This is a genomic window from Mycolicibacterium parafortuitum, assembly GCF_002086815.1.
Lineage (GTDB): Bacteria > Actinomycetota > Actinomycetes > Mycobacteriales > Mycobacteriaceae > Mycobacterium > Mycobacterium parafortuitum.
The window spans coordinates 1-20781 of the sequence record NZ_MVID01000046.1 but is presented as its reverse complement, the minus strand read 5'-3'; the positions used below and the strand labels follow the sequence as shown (position 1 = coordinate 20781).

The 20781-nt window shown below is 68.6% G+C and carries 22 protein-coding genes; 13 read left to right on the top strand and 9 right to left on the bottom strand.

Annotated features, from left to right (window positions below):
• The 5 genes from BST38_RS28200 to BST38_RS28180 form a co-directional block, all read right to left on the bottom strand.
• On the bottom strand, positions 1-797 hold a 797-nt coding region (locus tag BST38_RS28200), incomplete at its 3' end, for an IclR family transcriptional regulator (RefSeq protein WP_083146836.1).
• A gap of 196 nt (positions 798-993) precedes the next feature.
• Entirely contained in the window at positions 994-2442 is a 1449-nt protein-coding gene (locus tag BST38_RS28195; RefSeq protein WP_083146835.1) for an FAD-dependent oxidoreductase, read from the bottom strand.
• Positions 2439-3347, bottom strand: coding sequence for a biphenyl-2,3-diol 1,2-dioxygenase (gene bphC / locus BST38_RS28190; protein WP_083146834.1), 909 nt, complete (start codon positions 3345-3347; stop codon positions 2439-2441). The genes BST38_RS28195 and bphC overlap by 4 nt, the downstream gene beginning before the upstream one ends.
• 11 nt (positions 3348-3358) lie before the next feature.
• Positions 3359-4540: an acyl-CoA dehydrogenase family protein gene (locus BST38_RS28185; RefSeq protein ID WP_083146833.1), complete on the bottom strand. Its 1182-nt coding sequence runs from the start codon at positions 4538-4540 to the stop codon at positions 3359-3361.
• Positions 4541-4627: 87 nt separating this feature from the next.
• Complete coding sequence (locus BST38_RS28180; RefSeq protein ID WP_083146832.1) at positions 4628-4924, bottom strand: 2Fe-2S iron-sulfur cluster-binding protein; 297 nt, start codon at positions 4922-4924, stop codon at positions 4628-4630.
• A gap of 66 nt (positions 4925-4990) precedes the next feature.
• On the opposite strand from BST38_RS28180, the gene BST38_RS28175 reads away from it, so the two are divergent.
• The gene (locus BST38_RS28175) at positions 4991-6640 is read left to right on the top strand and encodes a flavin-containing monooxygenase (protein WP_083146831.1); all 1650 of its coding nucleotides are present in this window, start codon (positions 4991-4993) and stop codon (positions 6638-6640) included.
• Positions 6641-6655: 15 nt separating this feature from the next.
• Here the strand turns inward: BST38_RS28175 and BST38_RS28170 are convergent, their stop codons facing one another.
• Together BST38_RS28170 and BST38_RS28165 are read right to left on the bottom strand one after the other, a co-directional pair.
• Positions 6656-7105 (bottom strand): hypothetical protein, encoded by a 450-nt coding sequence (locus BST38_RS28170; RefSeq protein WP_083146830.1) that lies wholly within the window; start codon positions 7103-7105, stop codon positions 6656-6658.
• 50 nt (positions 7106-7155) lie between these two features.
• Entirely contained in the window at positions 7156-7983 is an 828-nt protein-coding gene (locus BST38_RS28165; protein WP_237160953.1) for an SDR family NAD(P)-dependent oxidoreductase, read from the bottom strand.
• Positions 7984-8180: 197 nt separating this feature from the next.
• On the opposite strand from BST38_RS28165, the gene BST38_RS28160 reads away from it, so the two are divergent.
• From BST38_RS28160 to BST38_RS28125, 8 genes are read left to right on the top strand one after another with little or no spacing between them, the layout of a single operon-like run.
• Entirely contained in the window at positions 8181-8993 is an 813-nt protein-coding gene (locus tag BST38_RS28160) for an MlaE family ABC transporter permease (RefSeq protein ID WP_083146829.1), read from the top strand.
• Between the two features lie 9 nt (positions 8994-9002).
• Entirely contained in the window at positions 9003-9851 is an 849-nt protein-coding gene (locus tag BST38_RS28155) for an MlaE family ABC transporter permease (protein WP_083146828.1), read from the top strand.
• Between the two features lie 11 nt (positions 9852-9862).
• On the top strand, positions 9863-11056 hold the full coding sequence (locus tag BST38_RS28150) for an MCE family protein (protein ID WP_083146827.1): 1194 nt from the start codon (positions 9863-9865) through the stop codon (positions 11054-11056).
• Positions 11053-12084, top strand: coding sequence for an MCE family protein (locus BST38_RS28145; protein WP_083146826.1), 1032 nt, complete (start codon positions 11053-11055; stop codon positions 12082-12084). The genes BST38_RS28150 and BST38_RS28145 overlap by 4 nt, the downstream gene beginning before the upstream one ends.
• Positions 12084-13166 carry an MCE family protein gene (locus BST38_RS28140; RefSeq protein ID WP_083146825.1) on the top strand — a complete coding sequence of 361 codons (1083 nt, stop codon included), beginning with the start codon at positions 12084-12086 and terminating at the stop codon, positions 13164-13166. Before BST38_RS28145 ends, BST38_RS28140 begins: the two co-directional genes overlap by 1 nt.
• Positions 13163-14599, top strand: coding sequence for an MCE family protein (locus BST38_RS28135; protein WP_083146824.1), 1437 nt, complete (start codon positions 13163-13165; stop codon positions 14597-14599). The genes BST38_RS28140 and BST38_RS28135 overlap by 4 nt, the downstream gene beginning before the upstream one ends.
• The gene (locus BST38_RS28130; RefSeq protein WP_083146823.1) at positions 14596-15807 is read left to right on the top strand and encodes an MCE family protein; all 1212 of its coding nucleotides are present in this window, start codon (positions 14596-14598) and stop codon (positions 15805-15807) included. The genes BST38_RS28135 and BST38_RS28130 overlap by 4 nt, the downstream gene beginning before the upstream one ends.
• Positions 15807-17294 (top strand): MCE family protein, encoded by a 1488-nt coding sequence (locus tag BST38_RS28125; RefSeq protein ID WP_083146822.1) that lies wholly within the window; start codon positions 15807-15809, stop codon positions 17292-17294. The genes BST38_RS28130 and BST38_RS28125 overlap by 1 nt, the downstream gene beginning before the upstream one ends.
• Positions 17295-17309: 15 nt before the next feature.
• Here BST38_RS28125 and BST38_RS28120 read toward each other — a convergent pair whose 3' ends face one another.
• Entirely contained in the window at positions 17310-17825 is a 516-nt protein-coding gene (locus BST38_RS28120) for an Rv2253/PknI dimerization domain-containing protein (protein ID WP_083146821.1), read from the bottom strand.
• Positions 17826-17964: 139 nt separating this feature from the next.
• Here BST38_RS28120 and BST38_RS28115 point away from each other — a divergent pair, with 139 nt between their 5' ends.
• From BST38_RS28115 to BST38_RS28100, 4 genes are all read left to right on the top strand, one after another.
• Positions 17965-18345, top strand: a complete 381-nt coding sequence (locus tag BST38_RS28115) for a hypothetical protein (protein WP_083146820.1) — start codon at positions 17965-17967, stop codon at positions 18343-18345.
• Positions 18335-18739 (top strand): Rv2576c family protein, encoded by a 405-nt coding sequence (locus BST38_RS28110; RefSeq protein WP_083146819.1) that lies wholly within the window; start codon positions 18335-18337, stop codon positions 18737-18739. Before BST38_RS28115 ends, BST38_RS28110 begins: the two co-directional genes overlap by 11 nt.
• Positions 18740-18840: 101 nt before the next feature.
• Complete coding sequence (locus BST38_RS28105) at positions 18841-19497, top strand: Rv1363c family protein (protein WP_237160952.1); 657 nt, start codon at positions 18841-18843, stop codon at positions 19495-19497.
• The gene (locus BST38_RS28100; RefSeq protein WP_083146818.1) at positions 19494-20012 is read left to right on the top strand and encodes a hypothetical protein; all 519 of its coding nucleotides are present in this window, start codon (positions 19494-19496) and stop codon (positions 20010-20012) included. The genes BST38_RS28105 and BST38_RS28100 overlap by 4 nt, the downstream gene beginning before the upstream one ends.
• A gap of 251 nt (positions 20013-20263) precedes the next feature.
• On the opposite strand, the gene BST38_RS28095 is transcribed toward BST38_RS28100, so the two are convergent.
• The coding region (locus BST38_RS28095) for a thiolase C-terminal domain-containing protein (RefSeq protein ID WP_435404630.1) at positions 20264-20781 on the bottom strand (518 nt) is incomplete at its 5' end.

The window sequence follows — 20781 nt, the reverse complement described above, 5'->3', positions numbered from 1 at the left end:
GCGGCGGGGCGCGCGGCGGGGCCACCGCGCAGCGGGCGCAGCGGTTGCAGGGTCGGGGTGACCCGAGCGGGACCGTCCTCGGCGTTGCGCCAGATTCCCATCGCGGTCACCCGCACCGGGGCGGCCAGACGCTCGAACGCCATCCGGTTCATCGGTCCGCACACCGAGACCGCGGCGACCGCCTCGCCGGGGCGCCCGATCGCGGCCGCGACACAGCCGAAACCGAGCAGTGATTCCTCACGCTCGTAGGCCACACCGTGCGCGCGCACCTTCGCCAGCTGGGTGGCCAGTTGTGCCGCGGTGCTGACCGAATACTTGGTCTTGCGGATCTGCAGATCCACGTCGACGTCGTCGTCGTTGAAGGCGAGCATCGCCTTGCCGACCGCCGTACAGTGCGCGGGCTGCCTGCCGCCGACGCGGGTCGGGATGGCCGCGGTCATGCTGTCGCCGATCTTCTCCAGGAAGACCACATCCGCGCCGTCGAGCACCGCGAGATGGACGACCAGTCCGGTCGCGCGGTGCAGGTCGTGAAGCAGCGGGGTGGCGGCACGGTGCAGCCGATCCTGGTGCACGGCAAGCGAACCGAGCTCCACCAGACGCATCCCCAGCTCGTAGTCCCGTCCGGTGCGGCGCAACCACCGTAGCTGCACCAGGCGCTCCAGGATGCGGTGCGCCGAGGAGCGCGGCAGGCCGGTGCGCCGGACGATCTGGGCGAGGGTCAGGCGGCCGGGGCCGTCGAAGGCATCCAGGACAAGGGACACGCGATCGATGACCGCGCTGGGGGTTTCGACTGTCATAGGTTCCTCCGGGCTGCACTCGTACTAACAGCCATATGACTATTAGTAATATGACTGTTTGTACCACAAGCCTGTGCGCGCTGTCACATGAACCGCCGAAACGTCATTTCTGACACGCAACGCCCGATGGCCCCACCGGCAGGGCCGGTGGGGCTGGGTGGAACGTGCTTTCTCGGTTGAATCGACGGCTCAGCCGTCAGCGGGCCGCGCTACGCCCCGCGCGGCGGCCGTAGAAGCTGCCGTCGCCGAGGGAGACGCCACTGGCGTAGCCCCAGGCGGCCAGCCCGGCGGTGCAGCGGCCGGCGGCGAACAGACCGGGGATCGGCTCCCCGCTGACGTGCAGGACCTCGCCGTCCAGCGTCGTCATCAGGCCGCCCAGGGTGAAGCCGCCGGTGCTTTCGCGCAGGTCGATAGCGCCCACCGGGGTGCCGATGGGCTTGATCCACTGCGCCTTCTTGTGCAGCAGCGGATCCTCGCCGCGAGCGGCGGCGTCGTTGAACGCCGCGACGGTGGATTGCAACGAGCCGGGTGGCAGGCCGATCTCCGACTCCAGGTCCGCGATGCTGTCGGCCACCCACGTCGCCGGCCGCATCATCAGCCCCGGCGACGGCGCCGCCATCGCCTCCTCCTGGGCGTCACCGTCGATGATCAGGTACGCGGTGTTGTTCTGGTGATACAGCGTCAGTTGCCCGACCCGGCCGGGATAGGTGTCCTCGGCGACGTAGCGCTGCCCGCGCTCGTTGACCAGGATGCCGCGGACCAGCTGCTGGGGATCGACGAAGATCGCGACCTCGGTGGCGTCCATGTGGGCGAGGTCGGCGCCGAGCGCCTGCGCCATCCGGATCGCCTGGCCGTCGTGCTGTTCCACCGACGCAGCGGGTCTGCCGGCGATGCGCGGTGCGTATTGGGCCACCATCGCCTCGTTGTAGGCGAAGCTGCCCATCGCGAGCACCACTCCTCGACGGGCTCTGATGTGGACCTCGGCGCCGTACTGGCGGGCGCGGATCCCGACCACCCGGCCGTCGTCGACGACGAGTGCCTGCACCCGCACGTCGTAGCGGGCCCGCGCGCCCGCGGCGGTGGCCGTCTCCACGAGCGGCTTCATCAACATGAAGCCGGCGCTGGCCTCGCCCTGCTTCTTGTCCTGCATCTGCGGGACGTGGCCGCGAGGCGCCGGCGTCGCGATGGTGTTGAACGGGTAGGAGTTCTCCCCACCGCTGTACATCAACCCCTGGTCGCCCATCGGTTCCCAGCCGGGCTCGGCGAAGAACTCCGGTTTGAACACCACCCCGCACTCGACCAGCCAGTCGAAGTGCGCGACGCTGTGCTCGCAGTAGTCGGCGATGCGCTTCTCGTCGGCTCCCGGACCCATGGCCGCGTTCAGGAACGCGGCCATGTTCTCGACGGAATCGCCGAAACCGCAAGCCTTCTGGATCGGGGTGCCGCCACCCAGATAGATGAAGCCGCCGGCCATCGCGGCCGCCCCGCCCCACGATCCGGTGCGTTCGAGCACCAGCACCTCGGCACCGGTGCGGGCCGCCTCGACCGCGGCCGCGGCACCGGCGATGCCGTAGCCGGCGATCACCACGTCGGCCTCGTCATCCCAGGCCGGGACCGACGACACCGGAACGGGTGTCACCGTCACGGCTGCATGGCCTTGGGCAGATCGCTGACCCACTCGTGGCCCCAGTAGCTGTCGGCGGTGATCTCCTCGGCGGTGTAGTACGTCTCGTCGACCAGCATTCCCGCGGTGCCGAACTCGATGTCCCAGTCGCCGGGGGCGCGCACGTAGAACGACACCATCTTGTCGTTGGTGTGCCGGCCCAGCGTCGAGGACAGCTGGAAGCCGTCCTTGTTGACCCGGTCCAGCGCCGCACCGACCGCGTCGAGCGAGTCGACCTCGACCATCAGATGGATCAGCTTCGGGTCGCGGACGGTCGCCGCCGGGCAGATGGCCAGGCTGTGGTGGCGCTGGTTGATCCCGAGGAAACGGACCCGGATCGGTCCGAACTCCGGCGGGGCGGGCACCCGGAACGCACCGCGCGACCGGAATCCCAGCACCGTGGTGTAGAAGTCGAACAGGCCGGCGACGTCCACGGCCGGGATCACCACGTGGCCCAGACCCTGTGCGCCGGTGACGAACCGGGCGCCGTGCGGGGTGACGACGGGGGAGTGGTCGAGTACCGCGCCGTGGAACACCTCGAGTGAGTTCCCGGCGGGATCGGTGAACGCGATCACCTCTTCGACGCGGCGGGCGTCGGCCTCGGCCAGGGAGAGCTCCTTGTACGGGGTGCCGACGACGTCGAGCGCCCGCTTGACCGCCTCCAGCCCCTGATGGTCGCGGACCTCCCAGCCCGCGGTGACGATGCGATCCACATCGCCGGGCACCACGATGATGCGCGCCGCGCGTTCGTCCATCCGCAGATACAGCGCATCGGTCTCGGGGCCGGAGCCCTGCGCGAAACCCAGGACGTCGAAAGCGAATCGGCGCCACCGGGGCAGATCGGTGGCCTGCACCTTGACGTAGCCGAGGCCCTTGATGTCAGCCATGTGCGACCCTCCTAGATCATCGCCCGCAGCGGGCCCTGCGGGTCGACGCCCAGCGAGCTCAGCGCCGCGGCGTGGTAGACGGTGCCGGGAACGTGGATGGCGTGCGCCTGCCCGACGTGCACATCCCGCCAGTAGCGCTGCAGCGGCTTGTCCATGCGCGCGGCGTTGCCGCCGCAGCGCGCGAAGATCTCGTCGACCGCCGACACCGCACGCCACACCGCCCGGATCTGGGTGCGTCGGCCGGCGGCGCGGTCCTCGAACGACACCTCCTTGCCCGCGGCCACCATGTCGTAGATGCGGTCGGCGTTGGCCAGCAGTTCCTGGCGTGCGGCGTTGATGTCGGCGGCGGCCTCGCCGATCGCGTACATCACGTACGGGTCGTCCTTGACCGCGACGCCGCTGGCGGCGACGCGCTGGCGCTGGTAGTCGAGCGCGGCGGCCAGCGCACCCTCGGCGATACCGATGGTGGCCGAGCTGATGCCGAGCGGGAACATCGTCGACCACGGCATCAGGTACAGCGGCTCGGTCATGCCGGCCTCGCGCTGGGCGGTGCCGTCCATCACCTTCATGCCGTCCATCGTGCGGTAGGACGGGACGAACGCGCCGTCGACGATGACGTCCTTGGAACCCGTGCCGCGCAGCCCGACGACATCCCAGGAGTCGTCGACGATCTGGTAGTCCGAGCGGGGCAGGATCATGTGCAGCATCTGCGGCGGCATCAGCGGCGCGCCGTTGGCGTCACCGACCATGGCGCCCAGGATGATCCAGTCGCACGCGTCGGTTCCGGAGCTGAACTGCCACCGGCCGGTGAAGATGTAACCGCCGTCGGTGGGCACCGCGACACCCTGCGGGGCGTAGGGCGAGGCCACCCAGGTGTCGATGTCGTCGGCCCAGATCTCATCGCCCACCTTGGGATCGGCGTAGGCCAGCTGGTACGGATGCACCCCGACGACACCGTTGATCCAGCCGGCGGCCGGATCGAGTGCGGCGGTGGCCATCACGGTCTCGGCGAACTCCCGGGGGTGCACCTCCATCCCGCCGTGCTTCTTGGGCTGGAGCAGCCGGATCGACCCGATCGACTTCATGCTCTTGACCGTCGCGTCGGGCAGTTTGCCGATCTTCTCGGCCTCTACGGCCTGTTCCTTGAACTGGTCGGCCAGATCCGCCAACCGGTCGAGTACGCGCTGACTCATCTTCTTGATGTCCTCACTGTGTGGGTGTGACCATCGTCTATCTCCGAGCGGTCCGCAGTCCCGGGATTGTCCCGATCAGCGGGCCGCTCAGTACTCGACGCTGATGTCTTCGCTGACCGGCCGGGCCTGGCAGCCCAGCACAAGCCCATCCGCCAGGTCGCTCTCGTCGAGGATCTCGCAGCTGTCCATCGAGACCTGGCCGCCGGTCACGGTGACCACGCAGGAACCGCACCGGCCCTCCTGGCACGAGTACGGAACGTCGATGCCCGCGTCGAGCATGATCTCGACCAGGGTCTTGTCCTGCGGCCAGCTCAACCGGTGCACGGCGCCGTCCAGGTCGATGCGGACGGTGGCGGCATCGCGGAGGGGTTCGGCAGACGACATGGGTCCGAGTGTGCCGGGCGGGCATGGCCGCCGATACCCGGCGTCCGGTCACCGGGAAACCGGGCGATGGCGCGACGCCCAACCTCTACGGTTGGCGCCGTGAGCAATTCGGCAGAGCTGGACGTCGTCGACGCGGTCGTGGTCGGAGCCGGTTTCGCCGGCCTGTACGCCCTCCACAAATTCCGGTCGCAGGGCCTCTCGGTACGGGTCTTCGAGGCCGCCCCCGAGGTCGGCGGCACCTGGTACTTCAACCGCTACCCGGGCGCCCGCTGCGACGTCGAGAGCGTCGACTACTGCTTCTCGTTCTCCGAGGAACTCCAACAGGAGTGGACCTGGACCGAGAAGTACGCCACGCAGGCCGAGATCCTGCGCTACATGAACTGGGTCGCCGACCGGCTCGACCTGCGCGGCGGCATCACGTTCAACACCAGGGTCACCTCGGCGACCCTCGACGAGCAGTCCCTGCGCTGGACCGTCGTCACCGACACCGGGGAGACGGTCACGGCACGGTTCGTGGTGATGGCCACCGGGCCGCTGTCGGCGGCACTGACCCCCGCGTTCCCCGGCCTGGACACCTTCGCCGGGGAGGTCTACCACACCGCGCACTGGCCGCACGAGCCCGTCGACTTCACCGGCAAGCGCGTCGCCGTGATCGGCACCGGCTCCTCGGGCATCCAGTCCATCCCGTTGATCGCCGAACAGGCCGAGCACCTGTACGTGTTCCAGCGGACACCGAATTTCAGTGTGCCCGCGGGCAATCGGCCACTCACCGCCGAGGAGGTCGCCGAGATCAAGGCGAACTACGCCGAGCGGCGCAGGCTGTCCTGGCGCAGCGGCGGCGGATCCCCGCACATCGCGCACCCGAAGCTGACGATGGAGGTGTCCGCCGAGGAGCGTCGCGCGGCCTTCGAGCGGCGCTGGGATCTCGGCGGGGTGCTGTTCTCGAAGACGTTCAGCGACCAGATGATCGACGAGGCCGCCAACGAGGAGGCCCGCAAATTCTACGAGGAGAAGGTGCGCGCCGTCATCGACGACCCCGCGCTGGCCGATCTGCTCATCCCGAACGACCATCCGATCGGGACCAAGCGAATCTGCACCGACACCAACTACTTCCAGACGTTCAACCGGCCGAACGTGACCCTGGTCAGTGTCCGCAACACCCCGATCGAATCGATCGACCCGACCGGAATCGCCACCTCCGATACGCACTACGACATCGACGCGCTGGTGCTGGCCACCGGGTTCGACGCGATGACGGGTGCCCTGGACAAGATCGACATCGTCGGCCGCGACGGCCGGCGTCTGCGTGAGGACTGGGCCGACGGTCCTCGCACTTACCTCGGGCTCGGTGTCGACGGGTTCCCGAACCTTTTCCTGGTGTCCGGCCCCGGAGCCCCTGCGGTGCTGGCGAACATGGTGCTGCACGCCGAAGCCCACATCGACTGGATCGCCGACGCGATCGGCTTCCTCGACGACCACGGTTACGCGGCGCTGGAGGCCACCCCCGAGTCGGTCGACAACTGGATCGCCGAATGCAATCAGCGTGCCGAGGCCACCCTGTTCCCGAAGGCCAACTCGTGGTACATGGGCGCGAACGTCCCTGGCAAGCCCCGGGTATTCATGTTGTTCATCGGCGGGTTCGCCGCCTACCTCGACATCTGCGCCGAGGTGGCCGCGGCCGGTTACAAGGGCTTCTCGCTGCTGAAGGGGGCCTGACCGACGCTGGTGCGGCTACAGCCGCACCAGCGTGAACGGATAGCGCAACGCCCCGCCCGGCGCGCCGTCGCAGCCCGCCGCGAACGAGGACGTCAACGTCCCCCGCAGGGTCTCGGCATCCCACTCGTACACATCCCGGGTCGGGATGATCGGCCCGTAATACACGTTCCCGCAGCGCAATCCGTCGGGCACATCCACCGTCAGGGTGTACCTTCCGTCGGTCAGGCGGGCGTCGCCGCTGTACTCGAACGCCTTCGCGATGGGCATCGGGATCGCCTTGATGTGCGCGCAGTCCGGGGCGGCCGGGATGCAGTAGGTCACCGCCCACGTCCAGGTGTGGAAGTCGTAACGGCCCTCGACGTTCAGCGAGTAGTTCGCGAAGAACGGGGCGGCCTGCGCCGGTGCGGCGGGCAGGAGGGTGCCTGCGGCCAGCACGAGGCTGGTCGCGACGGTACGCAATTTCATCGGTGAGCTCCGGGATGGTGGGACCTGGGCCTGTCAGGGGCGCGGGTGAACTACATGTGCGAGCCGCCGTCGATGCGGACCTCGGTGCCGGTGATGAAGTACGCATCGTTGCTGCCGAGCATCGCGACCACCCCGGCGACCGCGTCCGGCGCGGCGAAGATCGCGCCGCCGTCGAGCGGCAGCATCGGTGCGACCTTACCGAACAGCGCGTAGTCGGCGTCCTCGGGCAGGCCGGGCCCGACGCTCTGCTTCGACGCGCCGGTCCCGTCGGTCATCCCCGACGAGATGGACCCGGGCTGAACACAATTGAACCGGATGCCGGCCTTGGCGAATTCCAGTGCCCACGCATGGGTCATCGACAGCACCCCGCCCTTGGACGCGGCGTAGGCCGACATGTACGGGTGGGCGAAGTGTGCCGACGTGGAGCTGAAGTTGACCACCGAGGGGCCGTTGCCGTCGCGCAGCGCGGTGATCGCCTCCCGGGTCATCAGGAACGTCCCGGTCAGGTTGATGCGCAGCACCTGCTCGAAGTCGGCCAGCGAGGTCTCCGTCAGATGGGCTGAGCGCAGGATCCCGGCGGCGTTGACCAGAGTGTCCAACCCGCCGAGCGTGCTGATCGCCTCGGCCACCCCGGCGCGCACCGACGCCTCGTCTCCGACGTCGATCACCACTGTCGACAGCCGTGCGCCGGCGTCACCGGCCCTGTCCACGGTGTCGGCCAGGCCGTCGGCGCTGATGTCGGCGGCGACCACCCGGCCGCCCTCGGCGAGCACCCGCAGCACACACGCCTGCCCGATGCCCGAACCGCCACCGGTGATGAGCACTCGGCGGTCGGCGTAACGCAACAGGGGTGACAACCCGGCGGGGGTGGTGGACACGGAGAACTCCTGTCAGATCGAGACGTCGCGCTCGAGTGTGACACCGGTTCTCCACGTTCACGGCCGATCCCGGCGATGAGCCCGGGCGCTTCCCGGTGGATGGGACGACGTGTGTCTCGCACCGAGCGCAGCTGTCAACGTGTGTCTCGCTGCTGTGGCGGCGCTTACAGTTGGTTTCGAGAAGGGTTCGGCGGCATATGGCGGACAAGGCCGCGGACCGTGGGTCCATCGCGTTGCCTGCGTTGCGCGGCGGGATCTCGGGCCCGATGCAGGGTGTCGGCGGCCTGTTGTCGATGTCGGCCGACGCGGTGAAGTTCCTGTTCCGGAGGCCTTTTCAGACCAGGGAGTTCCTGCTGCAGTCCTGGTTCGTGGCGCGGGTGTCGCTGGCCCCGACGCTGCTGGTGGCGATCCCGTTCACGGTGCTGGTGTCGTTCACGCTGAACATCCTGCTGCGTGAGCTCGGTGCGGCGGATCTGTCCGGGGCGGGTGCGGCGTTCGGCGCGGTGACCCAGGTGGGGCCGATGGTGACGGTGCTGATCGTCGCCGGCGCCGGTGCCACGGCGATGTGCGCCGATCTGGGGTCGCGGACCATCCGGGAGGAGATCGACGCCCTCGAGGTGCTCGGCGTCAACCCCGTCCAGCGTCTGGTCACCCCACGCATGCTGGCCTCGGGTCTGGTCGCGCTGTTGCTCAACAGCCTGGTGGTGATCATCGGCATCCTGGGCGGCTACTTCTTCTCGGTGTTCGTCCAGGGCGTGAACCCGGGTGCGTTCGCCGCCGGGATCACGCTGCTGACCGGGGTGCCCGAGGTGATCATCTCGTGCATCAAGGCCGCGCTGTTCGGTCTGATCGCCGGGCTGGTGGCGTGCTATCGCGGGCTGTGCATCACCGGCGGCGGCGCCAAGGCCGTCGGTAACGCGGTGAACGAGACGGTGGTGTATGCGTTCATGGCGCTGTTCGTGATCAACGTGGTCGTCACGGCCATCGGCATCCAGATGACGTCGGGCTAGGGGACGGCGATGGCTGCGATACGCGCACTACACCCGCGCCTGGTCGAGCAGGCCGGGCGTCCCGTCGCGCTTCTCGGACGCATCGGTGACCACACCGCGTTCTACGGACGGGCGATCGCCGGCGTCCCACACGCGGCCGTGCACTACCGGCGCGAGATCATCCGTCTGGTCGCCGAGATCAGCATGGGCGCGGGAACTCTCGCGATGATCGGCGGCACCGTGGTGATCGTCGGCTTCTTGACCCTGGCCGCGGGCGGCACGCTGGCGGTGCAGGGCTACAGCTCCCTCGGTGACATCGGTATCGAGGCGTTGACCGGATTTTTGGCCGCGTTCATCAACGTGCGGATCTCCGCACCGGTGGTCGCCGGGATCGGGCTGGCCGCGACGTTCGGCGCCGGGGTGACCGCGCAACTCGGCGCGATGCGCATCAACGAGGAGATCGACGCGCTGGAGACGATGGGGATCCGACCGGTCGAGTACCTGGTGTCGACGCGCATCGTGGCCGGCATGGTCGCGATCGCCCCGCTGTACTCGATCGCGGTGATGTTGTCGTTCGCGGCGAGCAAGCTCACCACCGTGGTGCTGTTCGGGCAGTCGGCCGGTCTGTACAACCACTACTTCAACACGTTCCTCAACCCGAAGGACCTGCTGTGGTCCTTCCTCCAGGCGATCCTGATGGCGATCGCGATCCTGTTGGTGCACACCTACTTCGGGTACTTCGCCACCGGCGGTCCGTCGGGGGTCGGGGTCGCCGTGGGTAACGCGGTGCGGACGTCGCTGATCGTCGTCATCTCGGTGACGCTGCTGGTCTCACTGGCGGTCTACGGCGCCAACGGCAATTTCAATCTGTCGGGATAGCGGGGGCAACGATGTCGACGAACACGCCGGCCCGGCGGCCGCTGATCGGTCTGGCCACCGTGGTGGTCCTGGCCGCGGTGGTCGCGGTCGCGGTGGGTCTGTTCCGCGGAAGCTTCACCACCACCGTCCCGGTGACCGTGGTGTCGCAGCGCGCCGGGCTGGTGATGGACCCCGATGCCAAGGTGAAACTGCATGGCGCACAGGTCGGTTCGGTGCACACCATCGAGTCCCTGCCCGACGGCAAGGCCGCGATCCACCTGGCGATGGACCCCGCCTACATGGACATCATCCCGTCCGACGTCGGAGTCGACATCGCGTCTTCGACGGTGTTCGGTTCCAAGTACATCGAATTGGTGCCGCCCGCGCGGCCGTCGGCGGATTCGCTGCGGCCGGGGCAGGTCCTCGACGTCGAGCACGTCACCGTCGAGATCAACACGGTGTTCGAGCAGCTGTCGGCGGTGCTGGCCAAGGTGGAGCCCGCCAAACTGAACCAGACGCTGGGTGCGCTGGCCACCGCATTGGACGGCCGTGGTGACCAGATCGGGCAGACCATGGCCGATTTCGACGCGTTCCTCGGCACCATCGAACCGAGCCTGCCGACGATGGAACACGAACTGGCGGTCGCACCGACGGTCATCGGCACCTACGCCGACGTCGCGCAGGACCTCGTCGACACCCTCGGCGCCGCCACCACCGTCAGCGAGACCATCGTGGCCGAACAGGGCAGTCTGGACACCCTGCTGGTCAGCGTGATCGGGCTGTCCGATGTCGGGACCGACGTGATCGGCGGTAACCGGCAGGCGATCAGCACGGTGATGGATCTGCTGGTGCCGACCACCGACCTGCTCAACCAGTACCACGAGGCGCTCAACTGCGGCATCGGCGGCGCGGTGCAGCTGGCCAAGGCGCCCGGCACCCCGGTCCCCGGCGGGCTGTTGCTGCAGACCATCGTGCTGGGCCAGGAGCGCTACCGCTACCCGCAGAACCTGCCGAAGGTCGCGGCCAAGGGCGGCCCGCAATGCACGGATCTGCCGAAGGTGCCGTTCCAGAAGCACCCGCCGTTCGTGATCACCGATGTCAACGCCAACCCGGCGCAGTACGGAAATCAGGGCATCATCTTGAACTCCGACGGACTCAAACAGATGTTGTTCGGCCCGATCGACGGACCGCCGCGCAACGGTGGGCAGATCGGACACCCGGGATGACGGACGTGGGTAGGGCTGCGACGAAGTTCGGCGTGTTCGGATCGGTCATGGTGCTGCTGACAGCAGCGCTGTTCATGATCTTCGGCGAGTACCGGTCGGGTTCGGCCAACAGGTACTCCGCGGTGTTCGAGGATTCCTCCAGTCTGCAGCCGGGGGATTCGGTGCGGGCGGCCGGAATCCGGGTCGGGACCGTCCGGTCGGTGAAGCTCGCCGACGACACCACCGTTGTCGTCGACTTCGACGCCGACGACAACGTCAGGCTGACCGAGAGCACCCGGGTGGCGGTGCGCTACCTCAATCTCGTCGGCGACCGCTACCTCGAGCTGCTCGACGAGCCGGGTCCGGCGACGATCCAGCCGGCGGGTTCCCGTATCGGCACCGACCGCACCGAGCCGGCGCTGAACCTCGACCTGCTGCTCGGCGGCCTCAAACCCGTCATCCGGGGACTCAACCCCGACGACGTCAACGCGCTGACGAGCTCGCTGATCCAGATCCTGCAGGGTCAGGACGGAAACCTGGAATCGCTGTTCAGCAGGACGGCGTCGTTCACCAACGCGCTGGCGGACAACGGCCAGACGGTGGAGCGGCTCATCGACACCCTCAACGACACCATCACCACGGTCGCCGACGACGGCGAGAACTTCTCGACTGCCATCGATCAACTCGAGCGGCTCGCGACCGGCCTTGCCGCGGACCGTGATCCGATCGGTGAGGCGATCACCGCGCTCGACGCCGGCACCGCGTCGCTGGCCGGCCTGCTGACCGACGCCAGGCCGCCGCTGGCCGGAACCGTCGACGAACTCAACCGGCTGGCCCCGCTGCTGTCGAACGAAACCGACCTGGCCCGAATGGATCTCGCGCTGCAGAAGACGCCGAAGAACTACCGGAAGCTGGTGCGGCTCGGCTCATACGGCAGCTGGCTGAACCTGTACATCTGCGGTGTGTCGATCCGGGTCACCGACCTGCAGGGACGTACCGCCCACTTCCCGTGGGTCATCCAGAACACCGGAAGGTGCGGTGAGCCCTGATGCAGAAATATCGCGGATCCTCCCTCGTGCGTGCCGGATTCATCGGCGCCGTGCTCATCGCGCTGGTGATCGTGGTGGGCCTGCAGCCGCAGCAGCTGTGGGCGATGGCGACCTCGGTGCGCTACCAGGCGGTGTTCGCCGAGGCCGGCGGGCTGGCACCGGGCAACGACGTGAAGGTGTCGGGGGTGACCGTCGGCTCGGTCTCCGACGTCGAACTCGCCCGCGGCACCGCGCTGGTCACGTTCTCCGTCGACAGCGGGGTGCGGGTGGGCAGCGACACCACGGCCACCGTCGGGATCTCGACGGTGCTCGGCGAGCGGGTGCTGGTGCTCAAGCCGGCCGGCAGCCAGGGTCTCGGCTCGATGGGCGTCATTCCGCTGAGCCGCACCGGCTCGCCGTACTCGCTGACCGACGCGGTCGGGGACTTCACCACCAACACCGGTGGCACCGACACCGCCGCGATCAACCAGTCGCTGGACACGTTGTCCGACACCATCGAGCGCCTCGCCCCGCAGCTCGCACCGACCTTCGACGGGGTGTCCCGGCTGTCGAAATCGCTGAACAACCGTAACGAGTCGCTGAGCGCGCTGCTCGACGCCGCCTCTGATGTCACCGGCGTGCTCTCCGAGCGCAGCGCCCAAGTCAACACGCTGCTGCTCAACGCCAACGACCTGCTGGCGGTGCTGCGGGACCGTCGCTACGCGATCGTGAACCTGCTCTCCAGCACCACCGCCGTCGCGCAACAGTTGACCGGCATGGTGGCCGACAACGAGGCCGAACTCGCGCCCACCCTGGAGAAGCTGAACACGGTCTCGGAGATGCTCGAACGCAACCGGGACAACATCACCGAGTCGCTGAGGGGTCTGGCGAAGTACCAGGTCACCCAGGGTGAGGCGGTCAACAACGGGTTCTTCTACAACGGCTTCGCGTCGAATCTGCTTCCCGGACCGGCGATTCAGCCGTTCCTGGACTACGCCCTCGGTTTCCGCCGCGGTGTGAACGCCGGGCAGCCGCCGGACAACGCCGGGCCGCGCGCCGAGTTCCCGTGGCCGTACAACGGCATCCCCGGAGGGTCGCGATGACGAAACGAATCAAGACGTCGGCGCGGACCCTGCTCGCGGCGGGCCTTGCGGTGCTCGCGCTCGCCGGCGCCGGGATCCTGGCCTACCAGCACTTCTTCAGCCCCTACCGGATCACCGCGTACTTCCGGACCGCCACGGCGATCTACGCGGGCGACGAGGTGCGGGTCGCCGGCGTGCGGGTCGGCACGATCGAGTCCATCGAGCCGGTGGGCACCCAGGCCAAGATGACGATGGCCATCGACCGCGATGTCCCGATCCCCGTCGATGCCGACGCGATCATCGTCGCGCCGAACCTGGTGTCGGCCCGCTACGTGCAGTTGACCCCGGCATGGGGCGCCACCCCCGAGACCAGTGGACCCACCATGGCCGACGGCGGCATGATCGACCAGGACCGCACCGCGGTACCGGTCGAATGGGACGAGATCAAGACCCAGCTCACCCGGTTGGCCACCGAACTCGGACCGCGCGGCGGGGTTTCGGAGACCTCGCTGGGCCGGTTCATCGACACCACCGCCGCGGCGATGGACGGTAACGGTGAGAAGCTGCGTGAGACCATCGCCCAGCTGTCCGGTGTCGGCCGCATCCTCGGCGAGGGCAGCGGCGACATCGTCGAGATCCTCACGCACCTGCAGACGTTCGTCACCGCGCTGCGCGACAGCAACGTGCAGATCGTGCAGTTCCAGGACCGGCTCGCCGACGTCACCCAGGTCGTCGACGGCAGCCGCTCGGAGCTGGGCTCGGCGATCACCACACTCTCCGAGGCGGTCGGCGAGGTCCGGCGATTCGTCGAAGGGGCGAGAAACCAGACCGCAGAACAGGTGCAGCGACTCGCCTCGGTGACGCAGGTGCTGGCCGACGACAGCATGGTGCTCAAGAACATCCTGCACGCCGCGCCGAACGCCCTCGTCAACGGCTACAACATCTACAACCCCGACACCGGCGGCCCGCGCGGCTCGTTCGCGATGAACGGATTCGCCAACCCGGTATCCCTGATCTGCTCGGCCATCGCCGCGGTGGAGAACGTCACCGCCGAACAGTCCGGTAAGGCGTGCGCCGAATACCTCGGGCCCGCACTGCGCTTGATGAACTTCAACTACCTGCCGCTGCCGTTCAACGCCTACCTCGGGCCGGCGCCGCAGAACGTGATCTATTCCGATCCGGGCTTGGCCCCCGGCGGAGCCGGCACCGCGCCTGCCCCCGTCGAGATCCCGCCCGCCGTGTCGGCCTACACCGGGGCCGGCGACGTGCCGCCCCCACCGGGATGGTCGAATCCGCCGCAACCGCCGGGAGCGTTCGCTCCGCACGGGCTGCCCGCGAACCCGTCGCAGGCGCTCTATCCGGGCGCGCCGCTGCCGCCCGCGCCGCAACCAGCCACCATCGCCGACATGCTGCTGCCCGCCGAGGCCGCGCCGACCTCGGGAGGGAACCCGTGACGGGACGTTTCTTCCTCGGGCAGGCACGCCGATGGACGGTGCTGGCGTGCTGTGTCGCGGTCACCGCTACGGGATGTTCGGCCGTCGAGTTCCGGGGCCTGAATTCCCTGCCGCTGCCCGGCACCGTCGGAACCGGGGCCGACGCGCACACCTTCCACCTCCAGTTGGCCAATGTCGGTACGCTGGAATCCAATTCGCCGGTGATGCTCAACGACGTGGTGGTCGGTGCGGTCCGCGAGATGACGTTCGACAACTGGCACGCCAACGTGGCGGTGTCGGTCCGGCCCGACGTGGTGGTACCCGCGAACGCGGTCGCCACCGTCGGCCAGACGAGCCTGCTCGGATCGATGCACGTGGCCCTGGACCCGCCCGTCGGGGAGGAGCCGACCGGGCGGTTGCAACCCGGGGCGAACATCCCGCTGAACCGGAGCTCCACCTACCCGTCCACCGAGCAGACCCTGTCGTCGCTGTCGGTCGTCGTCAACGGCGGCGGGCTGACCCAGATCGGCGACATCATCGGCAATTTCAGCGCCGCGCTGGACGGCAGGCAGGACCAGGTGCGGAGCCTGCTGACCCGGATGAACGACGTGGTCGGCATCCTGGACAACCAGCGCGACAACATCAACGCCACCATCGACTCGCTGAACCGTCTCAGCGAGACCTTCGCCGGTCAGCGCGACGTGCTCGCCGGCGCGCTGAAGCGGATCCCCGCCGCCCTTGAGGTGCTCAACCAGCAGCGGCCGCGCATCGTGACCGCGCTGCAAAAACTCGGCGAATTCAGCGACACCGCAACCGATCTGATCGACGAGTCGCACGACGACATCGTACGTAACCTGAGCAACCTGGAGCCGGCGGTGCGGGCGCTGGCCGACGTCGGGCCCGACCTGGCCACCGCGTTGTCGTACCTGCCGACCTATCCGTACACCCAGGAGTTCATCGACCGCGGCATCCGCGGCGACTACATGAACCAGTTCATCGTGTTCGACTTCACCATCTCGCGCCTCAAGAGCGGCATCTTCCTCGGCACCCGATGGGGCGAACCCGGCGCCTCGCTGGTGCCCGCGCCGGGTGACCCGTGGTACTCGTCGTACACGCTGGACCCGCTGCAGGCGCCGATCACACCGGTGCCCGCCGAAGTGGCCACGATGCCGCCGCTGATCGACCTGGCGCCGGGGGCTAACGACCAACCCATCGAAGGCGGCAACTGATGCTGACACGCTTCGTCCGGATCCAGCTGATCATCTTCACCATCGCGTCGGTGGTCGGGCTGGGTGCGATGGTGTTCGTGTACCTACAGGCCCCGGTGCTGCTCGGCATCGGCCGGATGACCGTCACCCTGAAGCTTCCGAACACCGGTGGCCTCTACCAGTTCTCGAATGTCACCTACCGCGGGATCGAGGTCGGCAAGGTCACCGACATCACGCCCAACCGCGACGGCGTCACCGTCACCATGTCGCTGAAATCGGCGTCGAAGATCCCCGCCGACCTGAAGGCCCACGTGCGCAGCGTTTCCGCGGTGGGGGAGCAGTACGTCGACCTGGAACCGCGCACCGACGACGGTCCCTACCTGCAGAACGGCTCGGTCATCGTGGCCGACGGCTCGTCGATACCGCAGCCGGTCGGTCCGATGCTCGACCAGATGAGCGCCCTGGTGGACAGCATCCCCACCGGCACGCTCAGCGGTCTGCTCGACGAATCCTTCGACGCGCTCAACGGAAGCGGCTACGAGCTCGCCGCGTTGTTCGACGCCTCGTCGCAGTTGGCCGCCGACGCCAACGCCTCGGGCGAGAAGTTCCGCACCCTGATCGAGGACGGCAGGCCCCTTCTCGACGGGCAGGCCGAGAAGGCCGACGCGATCACCACATGGGCGCGCAGCCTGGCCGGGATCAGCGGCCAGATCGCCGACGACGATCCCGCCGTTCGTAGCATCCTGCAGACCGGCTCCGGGGCGGCCGATGAGGCGTCCCGGCTGCTCACCGACCTCAAGCCGACACTGCCGGTGCTGCTGGCCAATCTGACCACCGTCGGTCAGGTCGGGGTCGCCTACTACCCGTCACTCGAGCAGTTGCTGGTCCTGCTGCCGCCGTACCTGGCCGCTACCCAGTCCTACGGATCGTCGTTGAACAACCCGACCGGGATGGCGCTGTCCGAGTTCAGCCTCACCCTGGGTGACCCGCCCGCCTGTACGGTCGGCTTCCTGCCGCCGTCGTCGTGGCGCTCACCTGCCGATCTGACCGACGTGGACACCCCGGACGGCCTGTACTGCAAGCTGCCCCAGGACTCGCCGATCGGCGTGCGCGGCACCAGGAACTTCCCGTGCATCGAGAATCCCGGCAAGCGGGCACCGACCGTCGAGATCTGCGAGAGCGACCGGCCTTTCGAGCCGCTCGCGATGCGCCAGCACGTGCTGGGCCCCTACCCGATCGACCCGGCGCTGATCGCCCAAGGCGTGGCGCCGGATGACCGCGTCAGCTTCAACGATCAGATCTTCGGGCCGGTCGAGGGCACCCCGCCGCCCGCGCCCGTAGCGCCGGCGTCCGCACCGGTCGCCCCAGCTGCGGGTGACGCGCCGGTCGCGGTCGCGACGTACAACCCGGAGACCGGTCAGGTCGCCGCCCCGGACGGCACGGTGTTCACCCAGTCGGATATCGCTGCCGGACAACCGGAGGGCTGGCAGGACCTGCTGCCACGGTAAGTGCGGTGAGTGTGCTCAGCCGACCTTGACGAGTTTGAACGGCATGTTGATGTAGACCGGTCGGCTCACCCCGCAGGCACCGCTGGGGCCGGTGGTGACGTCCTCGCCGACCAGCGTGGTCGACGTCGGATCAGCCACCGCGCCTTCGGCGTTCATCGCCTTGAACCGAAACACCTGCAACCCGGGCGCGGTGGTGCCGTCGGGGCACGGCACCCAGTCCTCGATGGTGTGCTTGACGTACCACACGCTGCTCTTGGCGTAGATCGGTGCGCTCCAGCCCCATTCGCTGTCGACGGTGCCGGTGCACTCGCCGGGGTAGCTGCACTGGGTGCGGACCGTCCAGGTGCTGCGCAGGCTGGGCAGGTCGGTGAAGACCTCGTTCTTCCTGGCCCATTCACCGTTGGAGGTGGCGATGTAGGTGCCGTTGAGCCCCCAGTCCGGGCTCTCGGCTGCGGCGGTCGGCACACCCCACGCCGCGCCGCAGATCGCGGTCGCCGCAACAGTGTTCGCCAGGGCGGATACACGGGTCATCGCCTGCTCCTCACGCGACCGCCGGGCATGCGTCGGCGGCGCACGAGGCTAACACCGAGAACCGGCCCGTCTTCGGGGGAGTGTCCGCTGAGCGGACGTTCCGCAACCGCCGAGGCGTGGCCGCTGGGATGCTGGCCCCGTGCACAGGGGAATCGTCGTGATCGTGTCGGCATTGGTTGCCGGGCTGTGCGGTGCCGCGCCTGCGGTCGCGCAACCCGCGCCGTGTGACGACCCGTTCTGCACGCCGGGGATCAGACCCGGTGTCGTCCTGGGCGCGCCGTGCGCGGATACCGCGAACTTCGTGTTCGGCACCACGTCCTGGGGCCGGCTGGTGTTCTGCGGATCGCCGCGCCGCTACGAGCCGCGCTACTTCCGGTCCCCGTCGATGGCCGGGGTGAAGGAGTTCGGCGCCAACTGCGCCGGATACGAGAACTGGGTCGCTCAGAGCCCCGATGGGCTGTTCCTGGCGTGCCAGTCCAAGGACGGCGCACCCCTGTGGAGGCGCGGCGATGACAAGTAGGTTGTTCGTCGCCGGGGTCCTTGTCGCGGCGGTGATCCCGGCTCCGGTCGCGGCGGCGGCACCGGCGGCCGCACATCAGGTGACCTATACCGTGACCGCGCAGCAGCCGGTCAGCGCCGACATCTACTACCGCGACGTCGATCCGCCGACCTGGGCGGACTACAGCCACAACCCGTACCAGTTCAGCCCGAAGGTCACCGTCGACATCGGACCGCAGCAGCCTTGGGTGCTCACCGTCCAACTGGCCGACCCGGACCGCTGGGCGATGGTGTCGGCGACGCGCGGCCGCCTGCCGGCCGAACCGGGGTTCCGCTGCGAACTGGCCGTCGACGGTGTCGTGGTCGCGACCGGTGAGGGGCCGCGCGGCGCGCTGTGCTCGCTGCGGCACTGGTAGTCGCTGCCCACTGGGCGGGAGAGCACCCGTCGCGACCGTGAGCGACCGCCTACCGTTGCGTCGGGTCGCCGTCACAACCGGGCGACGAAGGGACTGTGCAGATGTCGAAGCCCGCAGCGGCTCCGCCGGACGGTGTCGAGGACCTGTCCGGGCTGACGCCGCAGGAGGTGGACCGGGTCCTCGAACAGGCCGAGGCCGAGGCTGCCGCAGCGGAGACCGCCGCGGCGCAGGCGCGGTCGCGCGCAGCCGCTGCCCGTCGACGCCTGAGACGTGGACCGCGGTGGCAGACGGTCGCCGGCATCGTCGCGGTGCTGTGCGCGCTCACGATGGCGATTGGCAGCGTGCTCATCTGGTCGGGGCACCGCGACACCGTCCGGGACCAGCAGAACCGGGCCGAGTTCGCCGCGGCCGCCAAACAGGTCGCCGTCACCTTGTTGTCGATCGACTTCACCGACCCGCAGACCGGTATGCAGCGCATCCTGGACAACGCGGTCGACCCGTTCCGCACCGAATTCCAGAACAGCAGCGACGATTTCGTCAAGCTGACCGCCGACGCGAAGGTCTCCACCAAAGCCGTGGTCGATGCCGCGGCGGTGCAGTCGGCGACCGCGGATGCGGCGACGGTCCTGGTCGCCGCGACCACGACGGTGACCGATGCCGAGGGGGTGGCCGAACCGCCGCGCACCTGGCAGCTGAGGCTCGACCTGCGCCGCGACGGGGACCGGATCAAGATGGCGGAAGTGGATTTCGTGCAATGACAGTCGAGCACGCCGGTGTGTCCGGCCGACGTGTGCACCGGTGGGGTCTGATCGCCGCCGCGGTGCTGCTGATCGCGTCGGCCGCGGTTCTGGCGACGCTGTACGTCACGCAGTACCGTGCCGACAGTCAGACCGGACCGGCCGCACAGGAGGCGGTGGTCGCCGCCGCATCGAATGCGACCACGGCGCTGTTGTCGTACGCGCCGGAGACCATCGACTCCGACTTGGAGGCCGCCCGGTCGATGATGACCGGCGAATTCGCCACCTACTACGGGAAATTCACCGCCGACGTGGTGGCCCCGGCGGCCCGCGACCGCGGCGTCCAGGCGCAGGCCCATGTGATCGACTCCGCGCTGATGGAGCTGCATCCGGACCAGGCCAAGGTGCTGGTGTTCCTGAAACAGCAGACCGCCAGCCGCGAACGGCCCGAACCTGCGGTGACCGCCAACAGTGTGGTCGTGACCGTGTCCAAGGTCGGCGACGACTGGCTCGTCTCCGCCTTCGACCCGGTCTGAGGCACCGCGAGTTAGCACCGCGAGCGCGCGCGTCTGCTCAGCGACACGCCGCTCCTTCTGGCATGCACCGCGCGCTCGGTGCTGTCGAGTGTGCGCAATCGCCCACTATGCCAATGTGAATGAGCCGCTTGGCCGTTGTGGATCGGTGGTGATGCCACGCTGAGTCGGCGACGAGTGCGCGGTGCATGCCAAAAAGTGCGGTGTGTTGGTGTGCAGACGCGCGCGCTCGCGGGGCCGACGCTCGCCGGTGTTTATCGGGCGATGATGACGGAGGAGCCGTGGCCGAAGAGGCCTTGGTTGGCGGTGATGCCGACGGTGGCGTTTTCGACTTGGCGGCCGGTGGCTTGGCCTTTGAGTTGCCAGGTGAGTTCGCAGATTTGGGCGATGGCTTGGGCGGGGATGGCTTCGCCGAAGGAGGCCAGGCCGCCGGAGGGGTTGACGGGGATGCGGCCGCCGAGGGTGGTGGCGCCGGAGCGTAGGAGGTGTTCGGCGTCGCCGCGTGCGCAGAGGCCGAGGTGTTCGTACCAGTCGAGTTCGAGGGCGGTGGACAGGTCGTAGACCTCGGCCAGGGAGAGGTCGTCGGGTCCGATGCCGGCTTCGGTGTAGGCGGCGTCGAGGATTTGGTCTTTGAAGACGCGGTCGGGGCCGGGGATCACGGCGGTGGAGTCGGTGGCGATGTCGGGTAGTTCGGGGAGGTGTTGGGGGTATTGCGGCGATTGCAGGCTGATCGCGCGCACCGACGGGATGCCGGCGGTGGTGCCGAGGTGTT

What these genes read in the sequence shown, in the direction of transcription:
- BST38_RS28150 (WP_083146827.1), top strand. Translation starts at nt 9,863, where the DNA reads ATGTCGACGAACACGCCGGCCCGGCGGCCGCTGATCGGTCTGGCCACC.
- BST38_RS28120 (WP_083146821.1), bottom strand. Translation starts at nt 17,825, where the DNA reads ATGACCCGTGTATCCGCCCTGGCGAACACTGTTGCGGCGACCGCGATC.
- BST38_RS28140 (WP_083146825.1), top strand. Translation starts at nt 12,084, where the DNA reads ATGCAGAAATATCGCGGATCCTCCCTCGTGCGTGCCGGATTCATCGGC.
- BST38_RS28160 (WP_083146829.1), top strand. Translation starts at nt 8,181, where the DNA reads ATGGCGGACAAGGCCGCGGACCGTGGGTCCATCGCGTTGCCTGCGTTG.
- BST38_RS28185 (WP_083146833.1), bottom strand. Translation starts at nt 4,540, where the DNA reads ATGAGTCAGCGCGTACTCGACCGGTTGGCGGATCTGGCCGACCAGTTC.
- BST38_RS28105 (WP_237160952.1), top strand. Translation starts at nt 18,841, where the DNA reads ATGTCGAAGCCCGCAGCGGCTCCGCCGGACGGTGTCGAGGACCTGTCC.
- bphC (WP_083146834.1), bottom strand. Translation starts at nt 3,347, where the DNA reads ATGGCTGACATCAAGGGCCTCGGCTACGTCAAGGTGCAGGCCACCGAT.
- BST38_RS28100 (WP_083146818.1), top strand. Translation starts at nt 19,494, where the DNA reads ATGACAGTCGAGCACGCCGGTGTGTCCGGCCGACGTGTGCACCGGTGG.
- BST38_RS28180 (WP_083146832.1), bottom strand. Translation starts at nt 4,924, where the DNA reads ATGTCGTCTGCCGAACCCCTCCGCGATGCCGCCACCGTCCGCATCGAC.
- BST38_RS28110 (WP_083146819.1), top strand. Translation starts at nt 18,335, where the DNA reads ATGACAAGTAGGTTGTTCGTCGCCGGGGTCCTTGTCGCGGCGGTGATC.
- BST38_RS28155 (WP_083146828.1), top strand. Translation starts at nt 9,003, where the DNA reads ATGGCTGCGATACGCGCACTACACCCGCGCCTGGTCGAGCAGGCCGGG.
- BST38_RS28170 (WP_083146830.1), bottom strand. Translation starts at nt 7,105, where the DNA reads ATGAAATTGCGTACCGTCGCGACCAGCCTCGTGCTGGCCGCAGGCACC.
- BST38_RS28145 (WP_083146826.1), top strand. Translation starts at nt 11,053, where the DNA reads ATGACGGACGTGGGTAGGGCTGCGACGAAGTTCGGCGTGTTCGGATCG.
- BST38_RS28175 (WP_083146831.1), top strand. Translation starts at nt 4,991, where the DNA reads ATGGCGCGACGCCCAACCTCTACGGTTGGCGCCGTGAGCAATTCGGCA.
- BST38_RS28135 (WP_083146824.1), top strand. Translation starts at nt 13,163, where the DNA reads ATGACGAAACGAATCAAGACGTCGGCGCGGACCCTGCTCGCGGCGGGC.
- BST38_RS28125 (WP_083146822.1), top strand. Translation starts at nt 15,807, where the DNA reads ATGCTGACACGCTTCGTCCGGATCCAGCTGATCATCTTCACCATCGCG.